The sequence below is a fragment of the Kitasatospora sp. NPDC088134 genome (assembly GCF_044741705.1).
GTDB lineage: Bacteria > Actinomycetota > Actinomycetes > Streptomycetales > Streptomycetaceae > Kitasatospora.
This window is the reverse complement of record NZ_JBIUTD010000013.1, coordinates 12,639-34,856: the sequence shown is the minus strand read 5'-3', so window position 1 is coordinate 34,856 and position 22,218 is coordinate 12,639. Positions and strand designations below refer to the sequence as shown.

Genomic DNA, 22,218 nt, shown 5'->3' with positions numbered 1-22,218 from the left:
GGCCAGCCGCAGCGTGCATACTACGAAGTAATAGCACGCACCGCGTGTCATTGGGGAACCCGCCGTCCACTGCCCGGGAGTACCAGTGCGTACCAACGACGCCCAGATGCTTGTCCTGTCTGCGCTGGCGGACGGCCCACTGCACGGCTATGCCGTCAACACCGCAATCGAGCGGATGACCGGCGAGAGACTCGGCCGCGGCAGCCTGTCCAGCGCGCTGACACGGCTGCGTGACAAGGGCCTGATCGAGTATCTGGACGGAGAAGGCAGGCGCCGCCCGATGCGCCTGACCTCTGCCGGCCGCGAGATGCTCAAAGGTGAAATCGAAGCCCTTGCCCATGTCGCGGGACGCATCTTCGAGACCGTGGTCCCCGACAAGATCGCCTACCAGGACCGGCTCGCCACCACCGACCTCGCACACTCTTACAAGCAGGCCGTACTCGATGCGCTGGCCGTCCAACCAGGCCACCTCGTCCTGGACCTGGGCTGCGGCCCGGGGACCGACCTCGGTGCTCTGGCACGCGCAGCAGCACCCGCAGGGATGGTTCTAGGAATCGACTCAGACCCTCAGATGACCCGTCAGGCACTGACTCGCATCGCCGACCTGCCAAACACCGATGTGCTGACGGCCAACGTACAAGCGCTGCCGCTTCCCCCGTCATCTGCGGATCGGGCACGCACCGACCGTGTGCTCCAACATGTCGCCGATGTTCCGGGGGTTCTGGCGGAGGCACGGCGGGTCCTGCGCCGAGGCGGTCGACTCGTCATGGCCGAGCCCGACTGGGACTCGCTCGCCATCGACCATCCGGAGCTGAACGTCGCCCGGGCGTACACCCGCCATATCACCGACCGGATCGTGCGCAATGCCGTCGTCGGGCGGCAGCTGCCTCGGCTGGCCGAACAAGCAGGATTCGCCGTCACATCAGTCCTCCCGGTCACCTCTGTCTTTCGCGAAGCCCGCGCTGCTGACCAGGTTCTCGGCCTCCAACGCAACACCGAACGCGCCGTGGCCGCCGGTTATCTCACTCGCCGGCAGGCCGACGGGTGGCTGGACTACCTCGCACGGAGTCCATTCTTCGCTGCGGTGACGCTCTATGTCGTTACGGCGGATGTCCCCGCACAGACCTAACCCGCCTCGCGGCGCTTCTGATCGCATCCGAGCGCCCGTCGCTCGACGCACGCTGCCCCGGAAAGGTCACCTGGGCCAGGTCGAGCCGGTTGCTCATGTCGAGCTCGAACCGACCGTACGGGTTCACGTGCGTCCAGAACAGCGGAGACAAGTCCCTGCGGTCGGCGTCGGTGAGACGGTCGGCCTACTTCGGCTCGGCCGTCCCCCGCGGTTCTGGCTGCAGTTCAGCTCCCATCGCTCCAACGGACGGCTTCTCCAGGCGCCAGATTCGCGAGTACCTTACGAACCTGCTGGTAACTGGCAGTTGCTGCCGCCAAGGCCAGCGGGTTCGTCGTCTCAGCCCTCCAGGATTCAGCGAACTGGTCGGATTTCCTCGGGCGGTGGCTCGGGCGTCTCGACGTCGCGGTGCATCGGCAACGCGCGGGTGGGGCCGTAGATGCGCCAGCGCTTCGCGCCGTCGAGCTGGACGACGACCACGTCGTGATCGTCCCAGTGGACGCCGAAGCCCTCGGTGCCGGTCCAGGAGGCGTACAGGTTGACCTGCACGCCGGTTCGCAGCCAGCGCTCCAGCTGGCCGGCCAGAGCACCGATTCCGGCGTGGAGTTCGTCGACGGCGTCCAGGACCAGCGTGGCACCCTCGGCGAGACGCTGGTGCAACTCGGAGGGCTGGAGCTGGTACCAGACGGTGCTGCGCCGGGTGGTGATCGGCCGGGAGTAGGTGTGCGCGGGCACCTGCTCCCCGTTGGTGGCGAGCCGGAAGCGAGGGGGTTCGAACCGATGCCGGGTCAGGATGGCGTTGAGGTCGTCCCAGCTCATGAGTCCGGCGGCTGACGCGGCTTCACCACGTGCGACTTTGAAGCTGCGGCCGAGCGTCCGGGCGAGGAAGGCGTCCCCGCCCAGACGCGCGACCACCGAGAAGTGCTCGGCGGTCATCGTGATGCAGCCGTCAGTCGTTGGTGTCGGTTCGGCCGGTGGAGCCGCCGTCCGACGGCACCTCGCCACGCGAGCGGGCCGCGGCGACCTTCGCACGGGCGACCAGCAGGCCGTCGCCCTCCACCTCGGTGCCGGTCGTCAGATTCTCGAGCATGAAGCACTCCTTCGGAATCATGGGGCGGGCCGACTGCCCGGTCCCGTCGTGGGTGCAGCGATGGATCCGTTGCCGGGGCAAGCCGTCGGCAAGGAACCTCAGGTGCTTGTGCCGCACGGCTGTTGACCAGTGCGACCACCCGCATCCCCCCAAGCCCGCGTCGGAGCGGGAGGAAGTCTTGTCAGGCACTGGTCGGCACGACCTCCCGTGCGGTCGGGGCAGCGGCCCTCACCAGCGCGGTGAGTCGCTCGTCGCCCGAGACGGCGGCGGTGGTGCCGACCTCGAACCAGATCCGTTTGCCGGCCGGGTCCGGCTCGGCGCCCCAGCCCGTCGCGAGCGCTGCCACCAGGAACAGCCCCCGGCCGTCGGTGGCGTCGAGATCGATCCCGCCGGCAGTCGGCAGTTCACGGCCGACATCTGTCACCTCGACGCGCAACCGGCCACCGTCCCAGGACACGCGCACGACGCACGGGGCGGCCGTGTGGGACACGGCGTTGGTGATCAGCTCGCCGGACAGCAACTCGACATCGCGGAGCGCGTCCTCCGCGAGCGGCAGGCCCCAACCGCGCACGGCCTGTATCACCCGCCGCCGGGCGTCCGGTACAGCCTCGGCACTGGGCAGCACGCGAAAGCCGAACGGGGCGGGGGTGATGGCTTGGCGGGTGGCGACGGACATGAGCGCGGACCTTTCACCGGGACGAGGTCGGCAGCGGGCCGATTCGCGCCGGGATTCACCCGGCAGGTATCTACAGAACCGACTCCAACGCGGGTGAACCAGAGCAGAATTGAGGCGGCAAAGAGGCATCCGTGCTGCAAACCCAGGCATGACCTGGCCTGTGACGATTGCAGACGAACTGACGTACCTCTGGAGGACGCGGTATGGCATCCAGGAGGTCCCGGCTGGTCCAGCGCAGGGAGGCTGTCGGCCACACCCAGGAATCCTTGGCTGAAGCCCTCGATGTGGACCGTACGACCGTGGGGCGATGGGAGAGCGGCAGGGGAGCCCCGCAGCCCTGGATGCGGCCGAAGCTCGCGCGCGCCCTGGAACTCTCGGTCGACCAGTTGGCTGACCTGCTGGCAGCGCCCCCTGCAGCCACCGGAGCAGTTCCACCGTCCAGCAGCGTCGGTGACGCCTTGCCTCCTGTGCCTGCCCGGCGCACGGACCACGACAACGATCTCGTAGTGGCCGTGGCAGCCGACTCGGCAGAGTCCGCGCTCTTTCTTCGCTTCGCGAGCGCGTCCAACGTGGACGACACGCTACTTGAACAGATCGACGCGGACATTGCGAGGCTGGCAGGTGACTACGTGAGCAAGCCGGTATCCGAGCTCTTCCACGGCATCGGGACCCTCCGGCGAGGAGTGTTCGATTTACTCCGTGGCCGCCAACATCCTTACCAGACAGGCCATCTATACCTGCAGGCCGGACGCCTCTGCGGCCTGGCCACCCACGTCGCCCTCGACCTCGGCCAGTACACAGCCGCAGCTACGCATTCGCGAACGGCCTGGCGCTGCGCGGAGTCAGCCGGCGACGATGGCCTTCGGGCCTGGATCCGATCCGTCCAGTCCCTGATCGCCTACTGGCAGCAGGACCATCGCCAGGCCGCCGAGCTGGCCAGAGCCGGACTGCCGTACGCGGACAGCGGGACGATCGCCGCGCATTTGCTCAGCCTCGAAGCACGGGCCACCGCCGCGCTCGGCGACAGCGCGAGCGCGCTACGAGCCGTGGAGGCGGCCGAGGCGGCGCGAGGCACTGTGGCCGCCGTGGATCTCCCCGGCGTGTTCACGTTCCCAGAGGCCAAGCAGTGGACCTATGTCGGAACCGCCCTCCTTGCCTTGGGCGGCCAGGCTCACGTGAACCGCGCCATCGAGGCGTCCTCCAGGGCCATCGCCCTGTACGAGTCCGCATCACAGCAAGAACAGTCTTCCGGCGACCTGCTGGCCGCCCGCCTCGACCTCGCCAACGCTCACCTTGCCCACGGCGACCTCGATGGCGTGCAAGAGAAGCTCTCGGTGGTGCTGGACGCCGCACCGGACCGGCGAACAGCGAGCATCTCCACCCGCCTTCGGGCGCTGAGCACTCGTCTTGCCGAGCCCGCCTACGCAGGCTCCCCGATCGTCCTGAGTCTCCGTGAGAATGCCAGAGAAGCCTGCTCTCGACCCGCACTCACGAACGCCCCGGAGCTGCCCCAGTGACGAGCAACACCGCGCAGCAGGACGCCGCGGTCGCCGACAAGGCGATCCTCGCGAACAGCGCCTATGCCGACGGACGACACCTGGCAGCCCGCCAGTCCATCTACCGGTGGCAGCAGCCACAGTACGATCTGCCCGGGATTGTCGTTGAAGAGCTGGCCAATACCAGCGGAACCGTCCTCGATGTCGGCTGTGGAAACGGCAAGTTCGTCAGCCGCCTGCACGAGGACCGACCGGACCTTCAGGTCGTCGGGATGGACATCTCGGCAGGAATCCTCACCGATGTCCCGAAGCCGGTCGTGGTGGCCGACGCCCAGGCCCTGCCCTTCGCCGACAACAGCGCTGACGCCGCACTGGCCCTGCACATGCTGTACCACGTCGGCGACATCGCGGCCACGATCAAGGAGCTGGCCCGCATCCTCCGGCCTCGCGGTGTGCTCATCGCCTCGACCAACAGCGACACCGACAAGCAGGAACTGGACCAGCTCTGGGCCAGGGCCGCAGGAGACATCCTCGGAATTCCCGAGGGGCCGGCACGAGTATCCCTCAGCTCCCGATTCTCCCTGGAGAAGGCCCCCGGTTTCCTGGGGGCGGCGTTCAAGGACATCCGGGTGCGGGAACTGCCCGGCACCATCGAGATCACCGATCCCGCACCGATCACTGCCCACCTGGCCTCCTACGAGGCGTGGGCCGGCCGGAGCGGCGTTCCGTTCCACGAGACCGTCGGCCGGGCGTCGGAGATCGTTGCCGCCGAGATCGAGACCGAAGGCACGTTCAAGATCACATGCCGTGGCGGCATCCTGGCTTGCCGTCCCTGAGGGCCCGAGGGCTACGGCGGGCCCTGCTGTTCTCCCCAACTTACTTGCCAGGCAAAAGAGTCGGCCCGCCGGGCATCCCGCAGAGCGGGTCGGCGGGCCGGGGCGCGGTTACTGGCGAGGGCCGCTGCCCTGGTTGTTCGCGCCGTGGTGGGCGGGGCCCGCAGCGAGGGCGAGGTCCTGTCGGAGGGCGTAGTAGGCGGGCTTCGGCTGCATGGCCACGTCGTACAGCAGGCCGTAGCCCGTCCCGCTGAAGGTGCCGGGGATCCAGGAGTCGCCGTCGTACACGCCCCAGGCGGTGAACGAGAGGCACTGGTCGACCAGCTGGCACGCCTTCAGCATCGCGGAGAACTCGAACGGCTGGGCGAAGGAGGCGAGTTGGCTGGTCGGCAGCTGCTCGGTGGGGTTGTTGACGAAGGTCCGCACGTCGGCCTCGGTGACGGCGACCTTCAGCCCGAGGTCGGCGTAGGACTGCAGGTCGGCCTGGAAGCGCTCGGCGTCGAAGCCGTACTGGGTGTCGAGGTGGCCCTGCTCGCCGATGCCGTCGACCGGCACGCCCTGGGCGCGCAGCCCGGCGAAGAAGGCGTGCACGGCCGCGAACTTGGCGTTGCTGCCGTCCTGGCCGGCGATGTTGTAGTCGTTGTAGAGGAGCAGGGCCTTCGGGTCGGCCTGGTGGGCCCAGCGGAAGGCGTCGGCGACGACGCCCTCGCCCAGGTTCTTGATCCAGAAGTCGTCGCCGTTCAGGCCGCTGGGCAGCGGGTTCGGGTCCCAGGCGTTGGCGAACACCTCGTTGGCGACGTCCCACTGCCAGATCTGGCCGCGGAAGTGCGTGACCTCGTCGGTGACGTGCCGGTGCAGGATCTCGCGCAGCTGCTCCTTGCCGATGCTGCCGTCGCCGACGCCGGTGGTCAGCCAGGACGGCAGCTGGTTGTGCCACAGCAGGGTGTGGCCGCGGACCTGCTGGCCGTGTTGCCGGGCGAACCGCACCAGCCGGTCGGCGGCGGCCCAGTCGTAGCCGCCGCGGGTCGGCTCCACGGACTCCCACTTCATCGCGTTCTCCGGCGTCACCGCCGAGAACTGGTCCGCGACGAGGGCGGTGTAGGGCTGATCGCTGCCCAGGTGGGCGTCGTCCACGGCGGTGCCGATGCCCAGGTGCTGCCGCGCGCCCAGGGCGCGCAGCGAGTCGGCCTGCACCGGCGGGGCACCCTTCCCCTCGGCCGTCGCGGCCGCGGGCGGGACGAGCAGGAGGGCGACGGCCGCGACGGCGACGGCCGCGAGCCTACGGTGTGGCTGCACGGGAACTCCTCGGGGACGGGAAAGAACTTCGAAAATTTCGAAGAGGTTTCGAACAATCGAGAAGCTATCGGCCGGGAACGGCGGCGGTCAATGGTCGTGCAACGAGCGGAACTCCGCGACGGCGCGGCCGACTTGCCCGGATCGGCCGCGCCGGGGCATCCCGGGTTTCGGCCCGGGCACCGATCCTTTCCATCCGCCCGGGCCCGGAACGCGACCGCCCACCGGCCGGGTCCGGAACGCGACCGCCCGCCGCACCCCGAGGGGCACGGCGGGCAGCAGGACGGGCAAGGGGCGCGGGGGAGGCGGGGGCGCGGGGATCAGGCGCAGACGGCCCCGTTCAGGGTGAACCGGGCCGGCGTCGCGTTGCTGCCGGAGTACGTCGCCTGGAAGCCGAAGCTCGCGCTCGCCCCCGGCGCCAGGGTGCCGTTCCACCCGGCGTCCCGCGCCGTCACGGCGGCGCCGCTCTGCGCCACCGTCGCGTTCCACCCGCCGGTGATCCGCTGGTCACCGGCGAAGCTCCAGCCCAGCGTCCAGCCGGAGACGGTCGAGGTGCCGGTGTTCTTCACCGTCACCGTCGCGGTGAACCCGCTGCCCCAGGAGCTGTCCACCTTGTACGCCACCGCGCAGGACGCCGCGGGCGGGGTGCCGTCGTCGTCCGCCTCGGTCGCCGTGAAGGTCGCCGACTGCACGCCCGGGCCGCCGGCGGTGAAGACCGCGCTGCCCGCCACCGCGTCCGCGTCCTGCGCCGCCGACAGCGAAACCCGCTGCGCGGTGGCCCAGTTGGCGGGGGTGAAGACCAGCGGGGAGGAGGTGACGGACAGGTCGGTGTCGCCCGAGGTGCGGACCACCGTCACCGTCACGTCCTGGGCGGGCGCGGCCGAAAGCTTCACCGTCACCGCCGCCGAGCCGCCCTCCGGGACGGTCACCGCGGCCGGGGCCACCTGCACGGCGTTCGCCGCCGGGGCCGCCCGCCGCTCGGCGGCGAACGCCGCCAGCCAGGCCAGCGAGGCGTTCCAGTTGATCGCCACCTCGTTCGTCGAGTACGAGCCGATGTCGTCCAGGTAGCAGGCGGCCGGCGCGCAGCCCGCCAACTGGGCCTGGGCGACCGGGTCCTGGAGACCGGAGTTCGGACCGCCCGCGAACGAGCCGGCCGGCGGGTGCGGCAGCGAGGCGTCGTTCTGGTGCGCCCAGAACCGGTGGTGCTCGTTCTCCGAAGCCCGCTCGCCGTAGCCGGACACGTACGAGCGGTCCAGCGCGTTGCGGCCCAGCAGGTAGTCCATCGTCTCCAACGCCCCGGTGCGGTAGCGCTGTTGGCCCGTCAGTTCGTAGGCGACGCCCAGCACCATCGCGTTGTTGGCGACCGCACTGTTGGAGCCCCACACGTACCCGTCGGGGGCGAGCGGCACCGCGTAGCCCTGGCCGCCCATGGTGGACAGGTACCCGTCGGCGGCCGAGGTCAGCAGGCCGCGCAGCCGGGCCAGGTCGTCGGCGGGCAGCGCCACGCCGGGCACGGTGGCCAGGGTGATCCGGCCGAGCGTCCCGGTGCCGCCCCACCAGAACGCGTCGGCCGGCTCGGTGTGCAGCGGGAAGGAGGTGACGGCGTCCCGGTACTGGGACTCGCCGGTGGTGGCGAGGAGTTCGGCCGCCGCCCAGTAGAACTCGTCGGAGACGTCGGCGTCCTCGTACGCGCCGCCGCCGGTGCTGTCGGTGGCCGGGGCCAGCACGTCCGGGTTCGCCTTCGCGGCCGTCCAGGCGCGGCGGGCCGCGTCCAGGCAGCGGGCGGCGAACGCGGCGTCGTACGGGGCGTACACCCGGGCGCACTGGGCCGCGGTGGCGGCCAGGTTGAGCGTGGCGGCGGTCGACGGCTTGTGCAACTCGCGCTGCTGGTCGTCGAGTTCGGGCCGGGTCGGGAGGGCGGTCCACTGCGCGTCGTGGATCTTGTGGAAGGCCATGCCGGCCATCGGCTTGCCGTCCGGCACCTGCATCCGGAGCAGGAACTCCAGCTCCCAGCGGGCCTCGTCCAGCACGTCCGGCACCCCGTTGCCGCGCTCGGGCACCCGCAGCGTGGCGTCGCCCAGGGCCGCGTCGCCGCCCGAACGGCGGGCCCGCTCGAAGGAGTTGACCAGCTCCCGGGTGGCGATGCCGCCGTTCACCACGTACTTGCCCTGGTCGCCCGCGTCGTACCAGCCGCCGCGCACGTCCAGCCGGTAGTCGCACACCCCGGCCTGGCACGGCACACCGGTGTCGCCCTTGTTCGGCGCCACCCCCAGGTGCCCGGCCGGGCGGGCGTACGCGCTGCCGCCCGCCAGCGCCGCGTCGATCGCGATGCCGCTGCGCTGCTGGTAGAAGAAGTTCAGGCTGTCCGCGCGCAGCCCGTCGTACAGCGCGGCCGAGATGTCGAACGGGTGGCTGGCCGAGCCGCCGACCACCAGGGTGAAGCCGCTGCCGGTGCCGGTGTACCCGCCGAAGTCCACCAGGTGGGTCGACTGGCCGGACGCCGGGTCGGCGCCGTGCACGACGGTGCTGCCGGCGGCGACCTGCGCGCCGGAGGAGTCGCGCAGCTGCCAGGCCAGCGGGGCGGTCGCCGCGCTGACCACGGTGGCCCGCTTGGGGCCGTCCGGCAGGTAGCCGAGCTGGTTCACCCGGACGGGGAAGTCGGCGGCGCTCGCGGAAGCCGCGACGGCGCCGGTGGCGGCGGTGCCGAGCGCGGTGGCGGCCGGGGCCAGCGCGGTGACGCCGCCGGCGGCCAGGACCAGGCCGGTCAGCGCGGCGGCCGCGCGCCGGGGCAGCCCGGGGCCGGAGAGGGCAGGAGGCATGGTGGGGCCTTCCTTCGCGTGGGGGTGCAGGGGACGGGAGGCAGGGCATGGGAGCGCTCCCAAGGCCCCATCAAGCCAGCCGGGCGCCGGGCACGTCAAGAGGAGGTGCGCAGAAGCGGGTTGACGGAGGATCAGGGGACGCGCCCCGGGCCGCCGGACCGTTCCGGTCCGCCAGCCTGGGGGCGACCCGTCCCGAGGGACGGCACTGTCAGAACGGTCAGAGGAAGCGCCAGAGGTGGTCGGACGTCCCGTTGTCGTCCCACAGCACGACCTGGGCCCCCTGGGCGGCGGACGCCCCCGAGACGCCGAGCACGCGGCCGCTGACGGCGGACTGGATGCGGAAGGCGCCGCCGCCGCCGTACCGCAGGCGCCAGCGGTGGTCGGCCGCCCCGTCGTCGGCCCACTGGACGATCCGGGAGCCGTTGGCCGTGCCGCCGCCCTCCACGGCGAGGACCTTGCCGCTGTTGGCGTTGCGCAGCCGCAGGTGGCCGCCGGAGTCGACCACCGCGGTCCACCGGTGGTCCGCGGTGCCGTTGTCGCCCCACTGGAGCACGAGGGCGCCGTCGGCGCCCGACATGCCCTGCACGCCGAGCAGCAGCCCGCTGCCGACGTTCTGGACCCGCCGGGTGCCGGTCGGCAGGAACCACCACCGGGCGGTCGCCGCACCGGCGTCCGGGACCTGCACGGCGAAGGCGCCCCGGTCCGTCGAACCGCCGGCGGTGCCGAGGAACTTGCCGCTGTTGGCATTGCGCAGCCCGTGCGAGCCGTCGGCCGCCCCGACGACGCTCCACCGGTGGTCGGCGGTGCCGTTGTCCGCCCACTGGAGCACGGGGGCGCCGTCGGCCGTGGACATGTCCTGCACGCCCAGGACCTTGCCGCTGTTGGCGTTGCGCAGCCGCAGCGCGGCGCCGTCGACCAGCAGCCCCCAGTCGTGGTCGGCGGTGCCGCTGTCGGCCCACTGCAGGGCGCGCCCGCCGTCCGCGGTCGACATGTCCTGCACGCCGAGCACGAGCCCGCTGCCCGCGTTGAGCAGCCGGAACCCGCTGCCCCCGGTGTTCCAGTAGACGGTGTAGTGGAAGCCCTGCGCGTCGTGGAACGGGCCGAGGCCGACGGGGGAGCCGTCGGCGGTCGCGGTGAAGGCGAGGCCCGCGGTGCCGCTGCGGGTGATCGACGCCGGGTCGAGGACCGGGAGCGCGGCGAGGGCGGTGCTGCCGTAGTTGCCGCACAGCACGACCGGGCCGTAGCTGACCGCGGCGACGTCCGGGGCGTCGTTGGCGGGCGCGAGCGCGATGCGCATCGGCAGCCTGACGGTCACCGTGTCCCCGGAGGCCCAGGCGCGGGTGAGGACGGCGTAACCGCCGGGCGCGGCCGTGACGTTCTGCACGGCGCCGTTGACGCTCAGGGTCGCGCCGGAGGTCCAGGACGGGATGCGCACGCGCATCGACCAGGTGTCGCCGGTGCTGCCGGACAGCTTGATCGTGGTGGTGTCCTCGGCGGGGTAGGAGGTGCTCTGGGTGACCGTGAGGCCGCGTTCGGCCCAGGTGAGGACGGTGGGCACGAACAGGTTCACGATCAGCGTGCTGCCGTCGTGGAAGTAGACCGAGTCCGCCAGTTTGGTGTGGGACTCCAGGCCGGTGCCCTGGCAGCACCAGAAGGAGTCGTAGTCGGTGCTCCAGGTGCCGCCGCCCCAGGCCGGGCCGACGCCCCGGCGGCCGCCGGGCTTCAGCGGGGTGAAGTAGGTGACGTGCCCGTGCGGGTCGGCGGGGTTCTGCGCGCCGACCACGTGGTTGAGCAGGGTGCGCTCGTAGAAGTCGAAGTACGCGGCCCGGCCCGGGTCCAACTGCCACAGCTCGCGGGTGAGTTTGAGCATGTTGTACGAGTTGCACAGCTCGCAGGTGTCGTTGGTCAGCTGCGAGGCGATCGCGTTCGGGGCGCGGAAGTGCTCGGCCTGGCTGTTCCCGCCGATGGCGTAGCTGTGCGCGGTGGTGCAGAGGTTCCAGGCGTTGGCGGCGATGTCGTGGTAGCGGGCCGTCCCGGTGGCCAGGTACGTGCGGACGGCGCCGATCCACTTCGGCACCTGGGTGTTGGCGTGCAGGCCGTTCAGCCGGTCCTGGCCGGCCGCCAGCGGGTCGAACACCGCGGCGTGGTCGAAGCGCTGGGCGACGGTCAGCCAGCGCGCGTCCCCGGTGTGCAGGTGGAGGTCGGCCAGGACCTCGTTCATGCCGCCGAACTCGGTCTCCAGCAGCGCCTGCATCCGGTCCTGCGTCAGTCGGCCGGTGCGCCGGTCGACCCAGTCGGCCAGGGCCAGCAGGACGTCCCGGGCCTGGATGCTGCCCAGCAGGCGCCACACGTCGAGCAGGCCGGCCATGGTCTTGTGGACGCAGTAGTACGGGACGTTGCCGTTCTTGAGCGTCCCGGCCTCCAACTGGGTGAAGTCGCTCTCCGGGAAGCCCGAGAGGTAGCCGGGGGAGAACCCGGCCGCGCCGTTGTTGGCCTGGCACTTGGCCAGTTCGGCGACCAGGTACGCGGCCCGGTCCCGGCAGGCGGTGTCGCCCGTCCCCGCGTACGCCTGGGCCCACGCGCTGAGGAAGTGCCCCTGCACGTGGGTGCGGAACGGGAACGCCGGGGCGTCCCAACCGCCGTTCGCGGTGGCGGCGTTGGTGGACAGGCGGTGGTTGGCGCGGAAGTTGTACAGCAGGCGGTCGACGTCGACGAACCGCAGGTACGCCAGCGTGCGGTCCTGGTTCTCGCGCAGCCGGCCGGCGGTCAGCCGGACCTGGCCGAGGTCGAACGGCCGGGTCGAGGAGCCGGTGGCCGCCGCGGGCGCGGCGTCCGCGGCGTTCGCGGGGGCGAGGGCGACGGCCGGTGCGAGGGCCAGGACGCCGGTGGCCCTGAGCAGGCTGCGGCGGTTCGGGGAGGAGAGCGACATCGCGGATCTGGTCCTTCCGGGTGGGGCGGAGACCGAGGGGATGTTAGCGCTAACATAGGCGTTTGTATCCCCGCCCGCGAGGGCCCGTCCAGAGGTGCGACCGCACCGGTCCCGGCCCCGACCCGCCCGTCGCTCAGGCGCGGTGCGCCGGACCGGCGCTGCGGCGCAGCACCATCTCGGGGGTGATCTGCACCCGGGTGACCGGGTGGCCGGTGCCGCCGAGTTCGGCCACCAGCAACTCCAGGGCGCGGCGGCCGAGTTCGCCGAAGTCCTGCCGGACGGTGGTGAGCGGCGGGATGAAGTAGGCGGCCTCGGGGATGTCGTCGAAGCCGACCACGCTGATGTCGCCCGGCACCGGGCGGCCGGTCTCGTGCAGGGCGCGCAGCAGCCCCAGGGCCATGTGGTCGTTGGCGCAGAAGACGGCGGTGACGTCGCCCAGCCGGGCGATCCGCTGGCCGGCCTCGTACCCGGACCGGGAGCTCCAGTCGCCGACCGCCACGGCCGGCACCCGGGCGCCGGCGGCCGCCAGGGCGCGCCGCCAGCCCTCCTGGCGGTCCTGGCTCTCCAGCCAGCCGGCCGGGCCCGCCAGGTGGTGGACGGTGCGGTGGCCGAGGTCGAGCAGCTGCCGGGTGGCGGCCTCCGCGCCGGAGCGGTTGTCGACCGTGACGGTCGGGATGCTGGAGCGGGCGCCGGAGCCGACCGCCACCACCGGCACCGAGCTGGAGACCTTGGCGACGGCGCTGACGGCCGAGGTCTGCGGCGCGATCACCACCACCCCTTCGACGCCCTGGTCGCGGAGCCGGTCGACGGCCTCCTGCACGGAGCGGGTGTCCAGTGAGCGCAGGCTGGCGACGCTGACGAAGTACCCGGCGCTGCGGGCGGCGCGCTCGATGCCGTCCAGCATCGAGGCGGGCCCGTACAGGGTGGACTCGAAGCTGACCACGCCGAGGGTCTGCGAGCGGCGGGTCACCAGGGCGCGGGCGGCCGAGTTGGGGCGGTAGTCGAGCTCCCGGATGGCGGCGAGCACCCGGTCCCGGGTGCCGGGGCGGACGTGCGGGGCGCCGTTGAGGACCCGTGACACCGTCTGGTGGGACACCCCCGCCAGTTTCGCGACGTCCGCCATCACGGGCTGCCGCGCCTCCGGGGCGGCGGTTTCGGTCCCCAAGTCCTCGCCCCCTTCGCCGTTTTGTGAGCGCTCACAGAATGGCGCGGACCGGAACCCGCCGCAAGGGGCGGCCGCCCCGGTCAAGATTGGGTAACGGGCTGTCGGGTGCCTTGTTGACTCCGATTGTGAGCGCTAACAATCTCCCTCGAGGGTCGTGCCCCACCCCGATCGACGATCCCGCTCCGAGAGGAAGTCCCCCCATGTCCAAGAGAGTTGCGGCGGCCCTGGTCGCCGGTGCGATGGTCGCCGCCCTCACCGCCTGCGGTTCCGGCGGCGGTTCGGGCTCCGCCGACAAGGGCTCCGGCCACAAGCTCGTCATGGGCTTCTCGCAGGTCGGCGCCGAGAGCGGCTGGCGCACCGCCAACACCAAGTCGGTCCAGGACGCGGCGAAGAAGGCCGGCATCGAGCTGAAGTTCTCCGACGCGCAGCAGAAGCAGGAGAACCAGATCAAGGCGATCCGCTCTTTCATCCAGCAGAAGGTCGACGTGATCGCCTTCTCGCCGGTGGTGGAGTCCGGTTGGGACACCGTCCTGAAGGAGGCCAAGGACGCGCACATCCCGGTGATCCTCACCGACCGCGCGGTCGACTCCAAGGACGAGTCGCTGTACGTCTCCTTCCTCGGCTCCGACTTCGTCGAGGAGGGCAAGAAGGCCGGCGACTGGCTGGTCAAGCAGTACGCCTCCGGCAGCGGCGAGGTGAACATCGTCCAGCTGGAGGGCACCACCGGCTCCGCGCCCGCCAACGACCGCAAGTCCGGCTTCGCCGACGCGATCAAGGGCGACCCGAAGTTCAAGGTGGTCGCCTCGCAGACCGGCGACTTCACCCGGGCCAAGGGCAAGGAGGTCATGCAGGCCTTCCTGAAGTCCCAGTCGAAGATCGACGTGCTGTACGCGCACAACGACGACATGGCGCTCGGCGCGATCCAGGCGATCGAGGAGGCCGGCAAGAAGCCCGGCACCGACATCAGGATCGTCTCCGTGGACGGCGTCAAGGACGCCTTCACCGCGATGTCCCAGGGCAAGATCAACTACGACGTGGAGTGCAACCCGCTGCTCGGCGACCAGCTGATGGACCTGGCGAAGAAGGTCAAGGCCGGCGAGAGCGTGCCGCGCCGGATCAAGACCGAGGAGGGCACCTTCACCCCCGAGCAGGCCACCGCGGCCCTGCCCAACCGCCAGTACTGAACCGCCCCGCCGGGCCGGGCCGCCCGCGGGCGGCCCGGCCCGGGACAGACGAGAGGAGAACCGGGGTGCGGCAGCGACCGGTCCTGGAAGTGCGGGGGCTCCGCAAGGAGTTCCCCGGGGTGGTGGCGCTGGACGGGGTCGACTTCGGGCTCCTGCCCGGCGAGGTGCACGCCCTGATGGGGGAGAACGGCGCCGGCAAGTCCACGCTGATCAAGGTCCTCACCGGCGTGTACCGGGCGGACGGCGGCGAGGTCCTGCTGGCCGGCGAGCCGGTCCGGATCGCCGGGCCGCTGCAGGCCCAGCAGGCCGGCATCAGCACGGTCTACCAGGAGGTGAACCTCTGCCCGAACCTGTCGGTCGCGGAGAACCTCTTCATCGGGCGCGAACCCCGCCGGTTCGGCCTGATCGACTGGGCCGCGATGCGCCGCCGGGCCGCCGAACTGGTCCGCGAACTCGACCTCGACATCGACGTCAACGCGCCGCTGAACACCTACTCCATCGCCGTCCAGCAACTGGTGGCCATCGTCCGCGCCGTCGCCGTCGACGCCAAGGTGCTGATCCTGGACGAGCCCACCTCCAGCCTGGACCGCGACGAGGTGCGGCAACTGTTCGCCGTCATGCGGCGGTTGCGCGACCAGGGGGTGGCGATCCTGTTCGTCTCGCACTTCCTCGACCAGATCTACGAGATCTGCGACCGGATGACGATCCTGCGCAACGGCCGGCTGGAGGGCGAGTACCCGATCGGCGCGCTGGACCGGATCGGACTGGTCTCCCGGATGATCGGCTCCGAACTCGCCGGACTGGACCGGCTCGGCGGCGGCAAGCGCCGCGAGCGCACCGGCCCGAGCACCGCGAAGGCCTTCCTGGAGGCCGACGGCCTGACCCGGCGCGGCGCGGTCGAACCGTACGACCTGGCCGTCCGCCCCGGTGAAGTCATCGGCCTGGCCGGGCTGTTGGGCTCCGGACGGACCGAGGCGGCCCGGCTGCTGTTCGGCGCCGACCAGAGCGACGGCGGCACGCTGCGGATCGACGGCGCCAAGGCGGTGCTGCGCGGCCCGCGCGACGCGATCGGCCACGGCATCGCGTTCTGCTCGGAGAACCGCAAGACCGAGGGCCTGGTCGGCGACCTGACGGTCCGGGAGAACATCGTGCTGGCCCTGCAGGCCGCCCGCGGCTGGCTCCGGCCGCTCTCCCGCACCGCGCAGGACGCGTACGCGCTGAAGTGGGTCCGCGCCCTGGACATCCGCCCGGGCGACCCGGAGGCGCTGGTGCGCAACCTCAGCGGCGGCAACCAGCAGAAGGTGCTGCTGGCCCGCTGGCTGATCACCGACCCGAAGCTGCTGATCCTCGACGAGCCCACCCGCGGCATCGACGTCGGGGCGAAGGCCGAGATCCAGAAGCTGGTGGCCGGGCTCGCCGAGGACGGCATGGCGGTGCTGTTCATCTCCGCCGAACTGGAGGAGGTGCTGCGGCTCAGCCACCGGGTCGGCGTGCTGCGCGACCACCGGATGGTCGCCCTGCTGGACAACGACGACGCGCTCACCCCCGAGCGCGTCATGGCCACCATCGCGAGCGGAGCGGACGCATGAGCGAGCGGAGCGGACGCATGAACACGGCTGGGAACGCCCACCCGTTGAAGGTGGTGACCGGGTACCGCCTCTTCTGGCCGGCCGCGGTGCTGGCGGTGCTGCTGGTCGCCAACCTGTTCTTCACCCCCGACTTCTTCGCGGTGCACCTGCAGGGCGGCCACCTCTACGGCTCGCTGATCGACATCCTGCACTTCGGCGCCCCGCTGATCCTGGTCTCGCTCGGCATGACCCTGGTGATCGCCACCGGCGGCATCGACCTGTCGGTCGGCTCCACCGTCGCCATCGCCGGCGCGCTGGCCTGCCTGCACATCAGCGAGTCCCCGGACCCGGGCGGCGTCGCCACCGTGCTGACCGCCGTCGGCATCGCCTTCGGCACCGCCCTGCTGCTCGGCCTCGCCAACGGGGTGCTGGTGGCCAGGATCGGCGTCCAGCCGATCATCGCCACCCTGATCCTGATGGTGGCCGGCCGCGGCGTGGCCCAGCTGATCACCGACGGGCAGATCATCACCGTCACCAGCGACCCGTTCAAGCTGATCGGCGGCGGCTACTGGCTGACCGTGCCGTTCGCCGTCCTGCTGGCCGCCGCGGTGGTGGCCGCCGCCGTCGTGCTGACCCGCTCGACCGCGCTCGGCCTGCTGCTGGAGTCCGTCGGCGGCAACCCGGTGGCGAGCCGGCTGGTCGGCATCCGGGCGATGCGCCTGGTCGCCCTGGTCTACGTGTTCAGCGCGCTGTGCGCGGCGCTGGCCGGCCTGATGGTGTCCTCCAACGTCTCGGCCGCGGACGGCAACAACGCCGGCCTGTGGATCGAACTGGACGCCATCCTCGCGGTGGTGCTCGGCGGGACCTCGCTGAACGGCGGCCGGTTCTCGATCGGCGGCACCGTGCTGGGCGCGCTGATCATCCAGACCCTGTCCACCACCGTCTACACCGTCGGCATCCCGCCGGAGACCACCCTGGTGTTCAAGGCGTTCGTGGTGATCGCGGTCTGCCTGATCCAGTCGCCCGCCTTCCGCGCCAAGCTCGCCGGGCGCCGCGCCCGCACCCGGCGCCCCACCCGGTCGCACGCCGCGGCCCCCACCCACCGGGAGGTCGGCGCATGAACGCCCACGCCCTGACGACCCGCCTGCGCGGGCAGATCCCGCTGCTGGTCACCGCCGTCCTGCTGGTGTCGATGTTCGGCGTCGGCTCGGTGCAGTACGACGGCTTCTTCTCCGGCCAGGTCGTGCTCAACCTGCTGATCGACAACGCCTTCCTGCTGGTCGTCACGGTCGGCATGACCTTCGTCGTGCTGACCGGCGGCATCGACCTGTCGGTCGGCGCGGTGGTGGCGCTGTCCACCATGGTCTCCGCCTGGCTGGTCGAGAAGCACGGCTGGCCGCCGCTGCTGGTGATCCCGCTGGTCCTGCTGATGGGCACGGCCGGCGGCTGGGTGATGGGCTGGGTGATCCACGTCTTCGAGATCCAGCCGTTCATCGTCACCCTGGCCGGCATGTTCCTGGCCCGCGGCCTGTGCTACACCATCAGCATCGAGTCGATCTCGATCACCGACCCGCAGTACACCGCGATGGCGCAGACCCGCATCCCGCTCGGCGACCTGTTCGTCTCGCCGAGCGCGCTGATCGCCCTGCTGGTGGTCGCCGCCGGCTTCGTGGTCCTGCACCACACCCGGCTCGGCCGCAACGTGTACGCGCTCGGCGGCAGCGAGCAGTCCGCGCTGCTGATGGGCCTGCCGGTGCAGCGCACCAGGACCACCGTCTACGCGATCAGCGGCTTCTGTTCCGCGCTCGGCGGCGTCCTGCTCACCTTCTACATGCTGTCCGGCTACGGCCTGCACGCGGTCGGCCTGGAACTCGACGCGATCGCCGCCGTCGTCATCGGCGGCACCTTGCTGACCGGCGGCTCCGGCTACCTGCTCGGCACCCTGCTCGGCGTGCTGGTGCTCGGCCTGATCCAGACCGTGATCAGTTTCCAGGGCACCCTCAGCTCCTGGTGGACCCGGATCGTGATCGGCGCCCTGCTGTTCGTCTTCATCGTCCTGCAGCGCCTGATCACCGCCCGCCGCCGCTGACCCGCCGCCCCCACCGAACCCCGAACTCCCGCCACCTACGCGCGAAGGACACCACCGTGACCGACCTGCCCCCCGCCCCGGACGGGGACACCGAGAGCTACGTCGTGGGCGTCGACTTCGGCACCCTCTCCGGCCGCGCCGTGGTCGTCCGGGTCCGGGACGGCGCGGAACTCGGCACCGCCGTGCACCCCTACCCGCACGCCGTCATCGAGGACCGGCTGCCCGGCACCGGCCGCCGCCTGCCCCCGGACTGGGCGCTCCAGCACCCCGAGGACTGGCGCGAGGCGCTGCACACCGCCGTCCCCGCCGCGCTGGCCGCCGCCGGCGTCGACCCGGCCCGGGTGATCGGCATCGCCACCGACTTCACCGCCTGCACCGTGCTGCCCGTCCGGGCCGACGGCACCCCGCTGGCCGAACTGCCCGAATGGGCCGAACGCCCGCACGCCTGGCCGAAGCTGTGGAAGCACCACGCCGCCCAGGGACAGGCCGACCGGATCAACGCGCTGGCCCGCGAGCGCGGCGAGAAGTGGCTGCCCCGCTACGGCGGGAAGATCTCCGCCGAGTGGCAGTACGCCAAGGCCCTCCAGGTGCTGGAGGAGGACCCGCAGGTCTACGCGGCCTGCGAGCGCTGGATCGAGGCCGCCGACTGGATCGTCTGGCAGCTCACCGGCGCCGAGTCCCGCAACACCTGCACCGCCGGGTACAAGGGGATCTTCCAGGACGGGAGCTATCCGTCCGAGGAGTACCTGGCCGCGCTGCACCCGCAGTTCGGGGACTTCGCCCGCACCCGGCTGGCGCACCCGCTGGCGCCGCTGGGCTCGCGGGCGGGCTCGCTGAGCGCCGCGGCGGCGGCCCGGACCGGCCTGCCGGAGGGCATCGCGGTCGCCGCCGGCAACGTCGACGCGCACGTCGCCGCGCCCGCCGCGCAGGCCGTCGAGAACGGGAGGCTGCTGGCGATCATGGGCACCTCCACCTGCCACGTCGTCAACGGCCCGGCCCTCGCGGACGTCCCCGGGATCTGCGGCGTCGTCGACGGCGGCATCGCCGAGGGCGCCTGGGGCTACGAGGCCGGGCAGAGCGCCGTCGGCGACGTCTTCGCCTGGTGGCTGCGCCAGGGCCTGCCCGCCCCCTACCTCGCCGAGGCCGAGGCCAACGGCGAGGACCCGCACCAGCTGCTCACCCGCAAGGCCGCCGCCCAACCCGTCGGCGCGCACGGCCTGGTGGCGCTCGACTGGCTGAACGGCAACCGCTCCACCCTGGTCGACCACCACCTGTCCGGCGTCATCGCCGGCCTCACCCTCGCCACCACCCCCGAGGACGTCTACCGCGCCCTGCTGGAGGCCACCGCCTTCGGCGCCCGCACCATCGTCGAGGCCCTGGAGCGCGGCGGCGTCCCCGTCACCGAGTTCGTCGTCACCGGCGGCCTCAAGAAGAACGCCCTGCTGATGCAGATCCACGCCGACGTGCTGCGCCGCCCCGTCTCGCTGGCCGGCTCCGACCAGGGCCCCGCCCTCGGCTCCGCGATCCACGCCGCCGTCGCCGCCGGCGCCCACCCCGACATCCGGGCCGCCGCCGCCGCGATGGGCCGGGTCGAGCGCCACGCCTACCTGCCCGACCCGGCCCGCGCCGACGCCTACGACGCGCTGTACGCCGAATACCGGCTGCTGCACGAGCAGTTCGGCACCGGGGACGACCTGCTGCTGCACCGCCTGCGGGCGATCCGCAACGCCGCCCTGACCAGTGAGGTATGACCCGCCATGAGTGACACCCTCGACCTGATCCGCCGTCAGATCTGCGACCTGCACCAGGAGTTGGTCCGCTACCGGCTGGTCGTGTGGACCGCCGGCAACGTCTCCGCCCGGGTCCCCGGCGCCGACCTGCTGGTCATCAAGCCCAGCGGCGTCGCCTACGAGGAGCTGACGCCGCAGAACATGATCGTCTGCGACCTGGACGGCAACGTCGTCGAGGGCGAGCACGCCCCGTCCTCCGACACCGCCGCGCACGCCTACGTCTACCGCCACCGCCCCGAGGTCGGGGGAGTGGTGCACACCCACTCCACCTACGCCAGCGCCTGGGCCGCCCGCGGCGAGCCGGTGCCCTGCGTCCTGACCGCGATGGCCGACGAGTTCGGCGCCGAGATCCCGATCGGCCCGTTCGCGCTGATCGGCGACGACTCGATCGGCCGCGGCATCGTCGAGACCCTGGACGGCCACCGCTCGCCCGCCGTCCTGATGAAGAACCACGGCGTCTTCACCATCGGCAAGGACGCCCGCGCCGCCGTCAAGGCCGCCGTCATGTGCGAGGACGTCGCCCGCACCGTCCACCTCTCCCGCCTGCTCGGCGACCCCCAGCCGCTGGCGATGGACGACATCGACCGCCTCAACTTCCGCTACCAGAACGTCTACGGCCAGCGCCCCGCTGCCCAGTGAAGGAGAACCACCAGTGACCGAGGCATTCACCGGACGCGAGATCTGGTTCCTCACCGGCAGCCAGGGCCTCTACGGCGCCGACACCCTGCGGCAGGTCGCCGAGCAGTCCCGGCAGGTCGCCGACCAGCTCGCCGGCGCCGGACTGCCGGTCCGCCTGGTCTGGAAGCCCGTCCTCACCGACGCCGGCGCGATCCGCCGGACCTGCCTGGAGGCCAACGCCGACGACGCCTGCGTCGGCCTGATCGCCTGGATGCACACCTTCTCCCCGGCCAAGATGTGGATCGCCGGCCTCGACGCGCTGCGCAAACCGCTGCTGCACCTGCACACCCAGGCCAACCGCGACCTGCCCTGGGCCAGCATCGACATGGACTTCATGAACCTGAACCAGGCCGCCCACGGCGACCGCGAGTTCGGCTACGTCCAGTCCCGCCTCGGCGTCGCCCGCAAGACCGTGGCCGGCCACGCCGCCGACCCCGCCGTCGCCGAGCGCACCGCCACCTGGGCCCGGGCCGCCGCCGCCCGCGCCGACCTCGCCACCCTCAAACTCGCCCGGTTCGGCGACAACATGCGCGACGTCGCCGTCACCGAGGGCGACAAGGTCGAGGCCCAACTCCGCCTCGGCGTCTCCGTCAACACCTACGGTGTCAACGACCTGGTCGCCGCCGTCGACGCCGCCGCCGACGCCGACGTCACCACCCTGGTCAAGGAGTACGACCAGAGCTACCGACTCGCCCCCGAACTGCGCCCCGGCGGCGAACGCCACGACGCGCTGCGCTACGCCGCCCGGATCGAACTCGGCCTGCGCGGCTTCCTGAAGGACGGCGGCTTCGGCGCCTTCACCACCAACTTCGAGGACCTCGGCGGCCTGCGCCAGCTCCCCGGCCTGGCCGTCCAGCGGCTGATGGCCGACGGCTACGGCTTCGGCGGCGAGGGCGACTGGAAGACCGCCACCCTGCTGCGCACCCTCAAGACCGCCGCCACCGGCCTGGACGGCGGCACCTCCTTCATGGAGGACTACACCTACCACCTGGAGCCCGGACGGGAGTTGATCCTCGGCGCGCACATGCTGGAGGTCTGCCCGAGCATTGCCGCCGCCACCCCGACCGGCGAGATCCACCCGCTCGGCATCGGCGGCCGCGAGGACCCCGTCCGGCTGGTCTTCGACGCCGCGCCCGGCCCCGCCCTGGTGGTCGGACTCGCCGACCTCGGCGACCGGTTCCGCCTGGTCGCCAACGAGATCGAGGTGGTCGAACCCGCCGAACCGCTCCCCAACCTCCCCGTCGCCCGCGCCGTCTGGCGGCCCCGCCCGAACCTGCGCACCTCCACCGAGGCCTGGCTCACCGCCGGCGGCCCGCACCACACCGTGCTGACCCGCGCGCTCGGCGCCGACCACCTCGACGACCTCGCCGAGATGCTCCGGGTCGAACTCGTCCTGATCGACGCCGACACCACCGTCCGCCGCTTCACCCGCGAACTGCGCTGGAACCAGGCGTACTTCCGCCTCGCCCAGGGGCTCTGACC

The 22,218-nt window shown here is 71.9% G+C and carries 17 protein-coding genes; 10 read left to right on the top strand and 7 right to left on the bottom strand.

All coding sequences use genetic code 11. The features are described from left to right. Nucleotides 1-85 precede the first annotated feature (85 nt). On the top strand, nucleotides 86-1,129 hold the full coding sequence (locus tag ACIOHG_RS20965; RefSeq protein WP_400952736.1) for a methyltransferase domain-containing protein: 1,044 nt from the start codon (nucleotides 86-88) through the stop codon (nucleotides 1,127-1,129). Between the two features lie 351 nt (nucleotides 1,130-1,480). On the opposite strand, the gene ACIOHG_RS20960 is transcribed toward ACIOHG_RS20965, so the two are convergent. The 3 genes from ACIOHG_RS20960 to ACIOHG_RS20950 form a co-directional block, all read right to left on the bottom strand. Continuing rightward, complete coding sequence (locus tag ACIOHG_RS20960) at nucleotides 1,481-2,062, bottom strand: JmjC domain-containing protein (RefSeq protein WP_400952733.1); 582 nt, start codon at nucleotides 2,060-2,062, stop codon at nucleotides 1,481-1,483. A gap of 13 nt (nucleotides 2,063-2,075) precedes the next feature. Next, nucleotides 2,076-2,216 (bottom strand): hypothetical protein, encoded by a 141-nt coding sequence (locus ACIOHG_RS20955; protein WP_400952730.1) that lies wholly within the window; start codon nucleotides 2,214-2,216, stop codon nucleotides 2,076-2,078. A gap of 181 nt (nucleotides 2,217-2,397) precedes the next feature. Next, nucleotides 2,398-2,892 (bottom strand): ATP-binding protein, encoded by a 495-nt coding sequence (locus tag ACIOHG_RS20950; protein ID WP_400952729.1) that lies wholly within the window; start codon nucleotides 2,890-2,892, stop codon nucleotides 2,398-2,400. Between the two features lie 203 nt (nucleotides 2,893-3,095). Here ACIOHG_RS20950 and ACIOHG_RS20945 point away from each other — a divergent pair, with 203 nt between their 5' ends. Further along, nucleotides 3,096-4,409 (top strand): helix-turn-helix domain-containing protein, encoded by a 1,314-nt coding sequence (locus ACIOHG_RS20945; RefSeq protein ID WP_400952726.1) that lies wholly within the window; start codon nucleotides 3,096-3,098, stop codon nucleotides 4,407-4,409. Continuing rightward, a complete protein-coding gene (locus ACIOHG_RS20940) occupies nucleotides 4,406-5,224 on the top strand; it encodes a class I SAM-dependent methyltransferase (RefSeq protein ID WP_400952724.1) in 819 nt (272 codons plus the stop codon). The genes ACIOHG_RS20945 and ACIOHG_RS20940 overlap by 4 nt, the downstream gene beginning before the upstream one ends. Before the next feature lie 108 nt (nucleotides 5,225-5,332). Here the strand turns inward: ACIOHG_RS20940 and ACIOHG_RS20935 are convergent, their stop codons facing one another. From ACIOHG_RS20935 to ACIOHG_RS20920, 4 genes are all read right to left on the bottom strand, one after another. Beyond that, nucleotides 5,333-6,517, bottom strand: coding sequence for an endo-1,4-beta-xylanase (locus tag ACIOHG_RS20935; RefSeq protein WP_400952721.1), 1,185 nt, complete (start codon nucleotides 6,515-6,517; stop codon nucleotides 5,333-5,335). 317 nt (nucleotides 6,518-6,834) lie between these two features. Then, nucleotides 6,835-9,333, bottom strand: a complete 2,499-nt coding sequence (locus ACIOHG_RS20930) for a glycoside hydrolase family 9 protein (protein WP_400952719.1) — start codon at nucleotides 9,331-9,333, stop codon at nucleotides 6,835-6,837. A 217-nt stretch (nucleotides 9,334-9,550) separates the two neighbouring features. Beyond that, the gene (locus ACIOHG_RS20925; RefSeq protein WP_400952717.1) at nucleotides 9,551-12,262 is read right to left on the bottom strand and encodes a beta-L-arabinofuranosidase domain-containing protein; all 2,712 of its coding nucleotides are present in this window, start codon (nucleotides 12,260-12,262) and stop codon (nucleotides 9,551-9,553) included. Between the two features lie 133 nt (nucleotides 12,263-12,395). After that, the gene (locus ACIOHG_RS20920) at nucleotides 12,396-13,427 is read right to left on the bottom strand and encodes a LacI family DNA-binding transcriptional regulator (protein ID WP_400952714.1); all 1,032 of its coding nucleotides are present in this window, start codon (nucleotides 13,425-13,427) and stop codon (nucleotides 12,396-12,398) included. Between the two features lie 200 nt (nucleotides 13,428-13,627). Here ACIOHG_RS20920 and ACIOHG_RS20915 point away from each other — a divergent pair, with 200 nt between their 5' ends. The 7 genes from ACIOHG_RS20915 (at nucleotide 13,628) to araA (ending at nucleotide 22,216) form a co-directional block, all read left to right on the top strand. After that, on the top strand, nucleotides 13,628-14,611 hold the full coding sequence (locus ACIOHG_RS20915) for an ABC transporter substrate-binding protein (RefSeq protein ID WP_400952711.1): 984 nt from the start codon (nucleotides 13,628-13,630) through the stop codon (nucleotides 14,609-14,611). Nucleotides 14,612-14,676: 65 nt separating this feature from the next. Continuing rightward, nucleotides 14,677-16,200 carry a sugar ABC transporter ATP-binding protein gene (locus ACIOHG_RS20910; protein ID WP_400952709.1) on the top strand — a complete coding sequence of 508 codons (1,524 nt, stop codon included), beginning with the start codon at nucleotides 14,677-14,679 and terminating at the stop codon, nucleotides 16,198-16,200. A gap of 17 nt (nucleotides 16,201-16,217) precedes the next feature. After that, nucleotides 16,218-17,300, top strand: coding sequence for an ABC transporter permease (locus ACIOHG_RS20905; protein ID WP_400952706.1), 1,083 nt, complete (start codon nucleotides 16,218-16,220; stop codon nucleotides 17,298-17,300). Next, nucleotides 17,297-18,268: a galactofuranose ABC transporter, permease protein YjfF gene (yjfF, locus tag ACIOHG_RS20900; protein WP_400952703.1), complete on the top strand. Its 972-nt coding sequence runs from the start codon at nucleotides 17,297-17,299 to the stop codon at nucleotides 18,266-18,268. Before ACIOHG_RS20905 ends, yjfF begins: the two co-directional genes overlap by 4 nt. 56 nt (nucleotides 18,269-18,324) lie before the next feature. After that, nucleotides 18,325-20,019, top strand: a complete 1,695-nt coding sequence (locus ACIOHG_RS20895) for a ribulokinase (protein WP_400952701.1) — start codon at nucleotides 18,325-18,327, stop codon at nucleotides 20,017-20,019. A gap of 6 nt (nucleotides 20,020-20,025) precedes the next feature. Then, nucleotides 20,026-20,697: an L-ribulose-5-phosphate 4-epimerase gene (locus ACIOHG_RS20890; protein ID WP_400952698.1), complete on the top strand. Its 672-nt coding sequence runs from the start codon at nucleotides 20,026-20,028 to the stop codon at nucleotides 20,695-20,697. 13 nt (nucleotides 20,698-20,710) lie between these two features. Next, the gene (gene araA, locus ACIOHG_RS20885) at nucleotides 20,711-22,216 is read left to right on the top strand and encodes an L-arabinose isomerase (protein ID WP_400952695.1); all 1,506 of its coding nucleotides are present in this window, start codon (nucleotides 20,711-20,713) and stop codon (nucleotides 22,214-22,216) included. Nucleotides 22,217-22,218 lie beyond the last annotated feature (2 nt).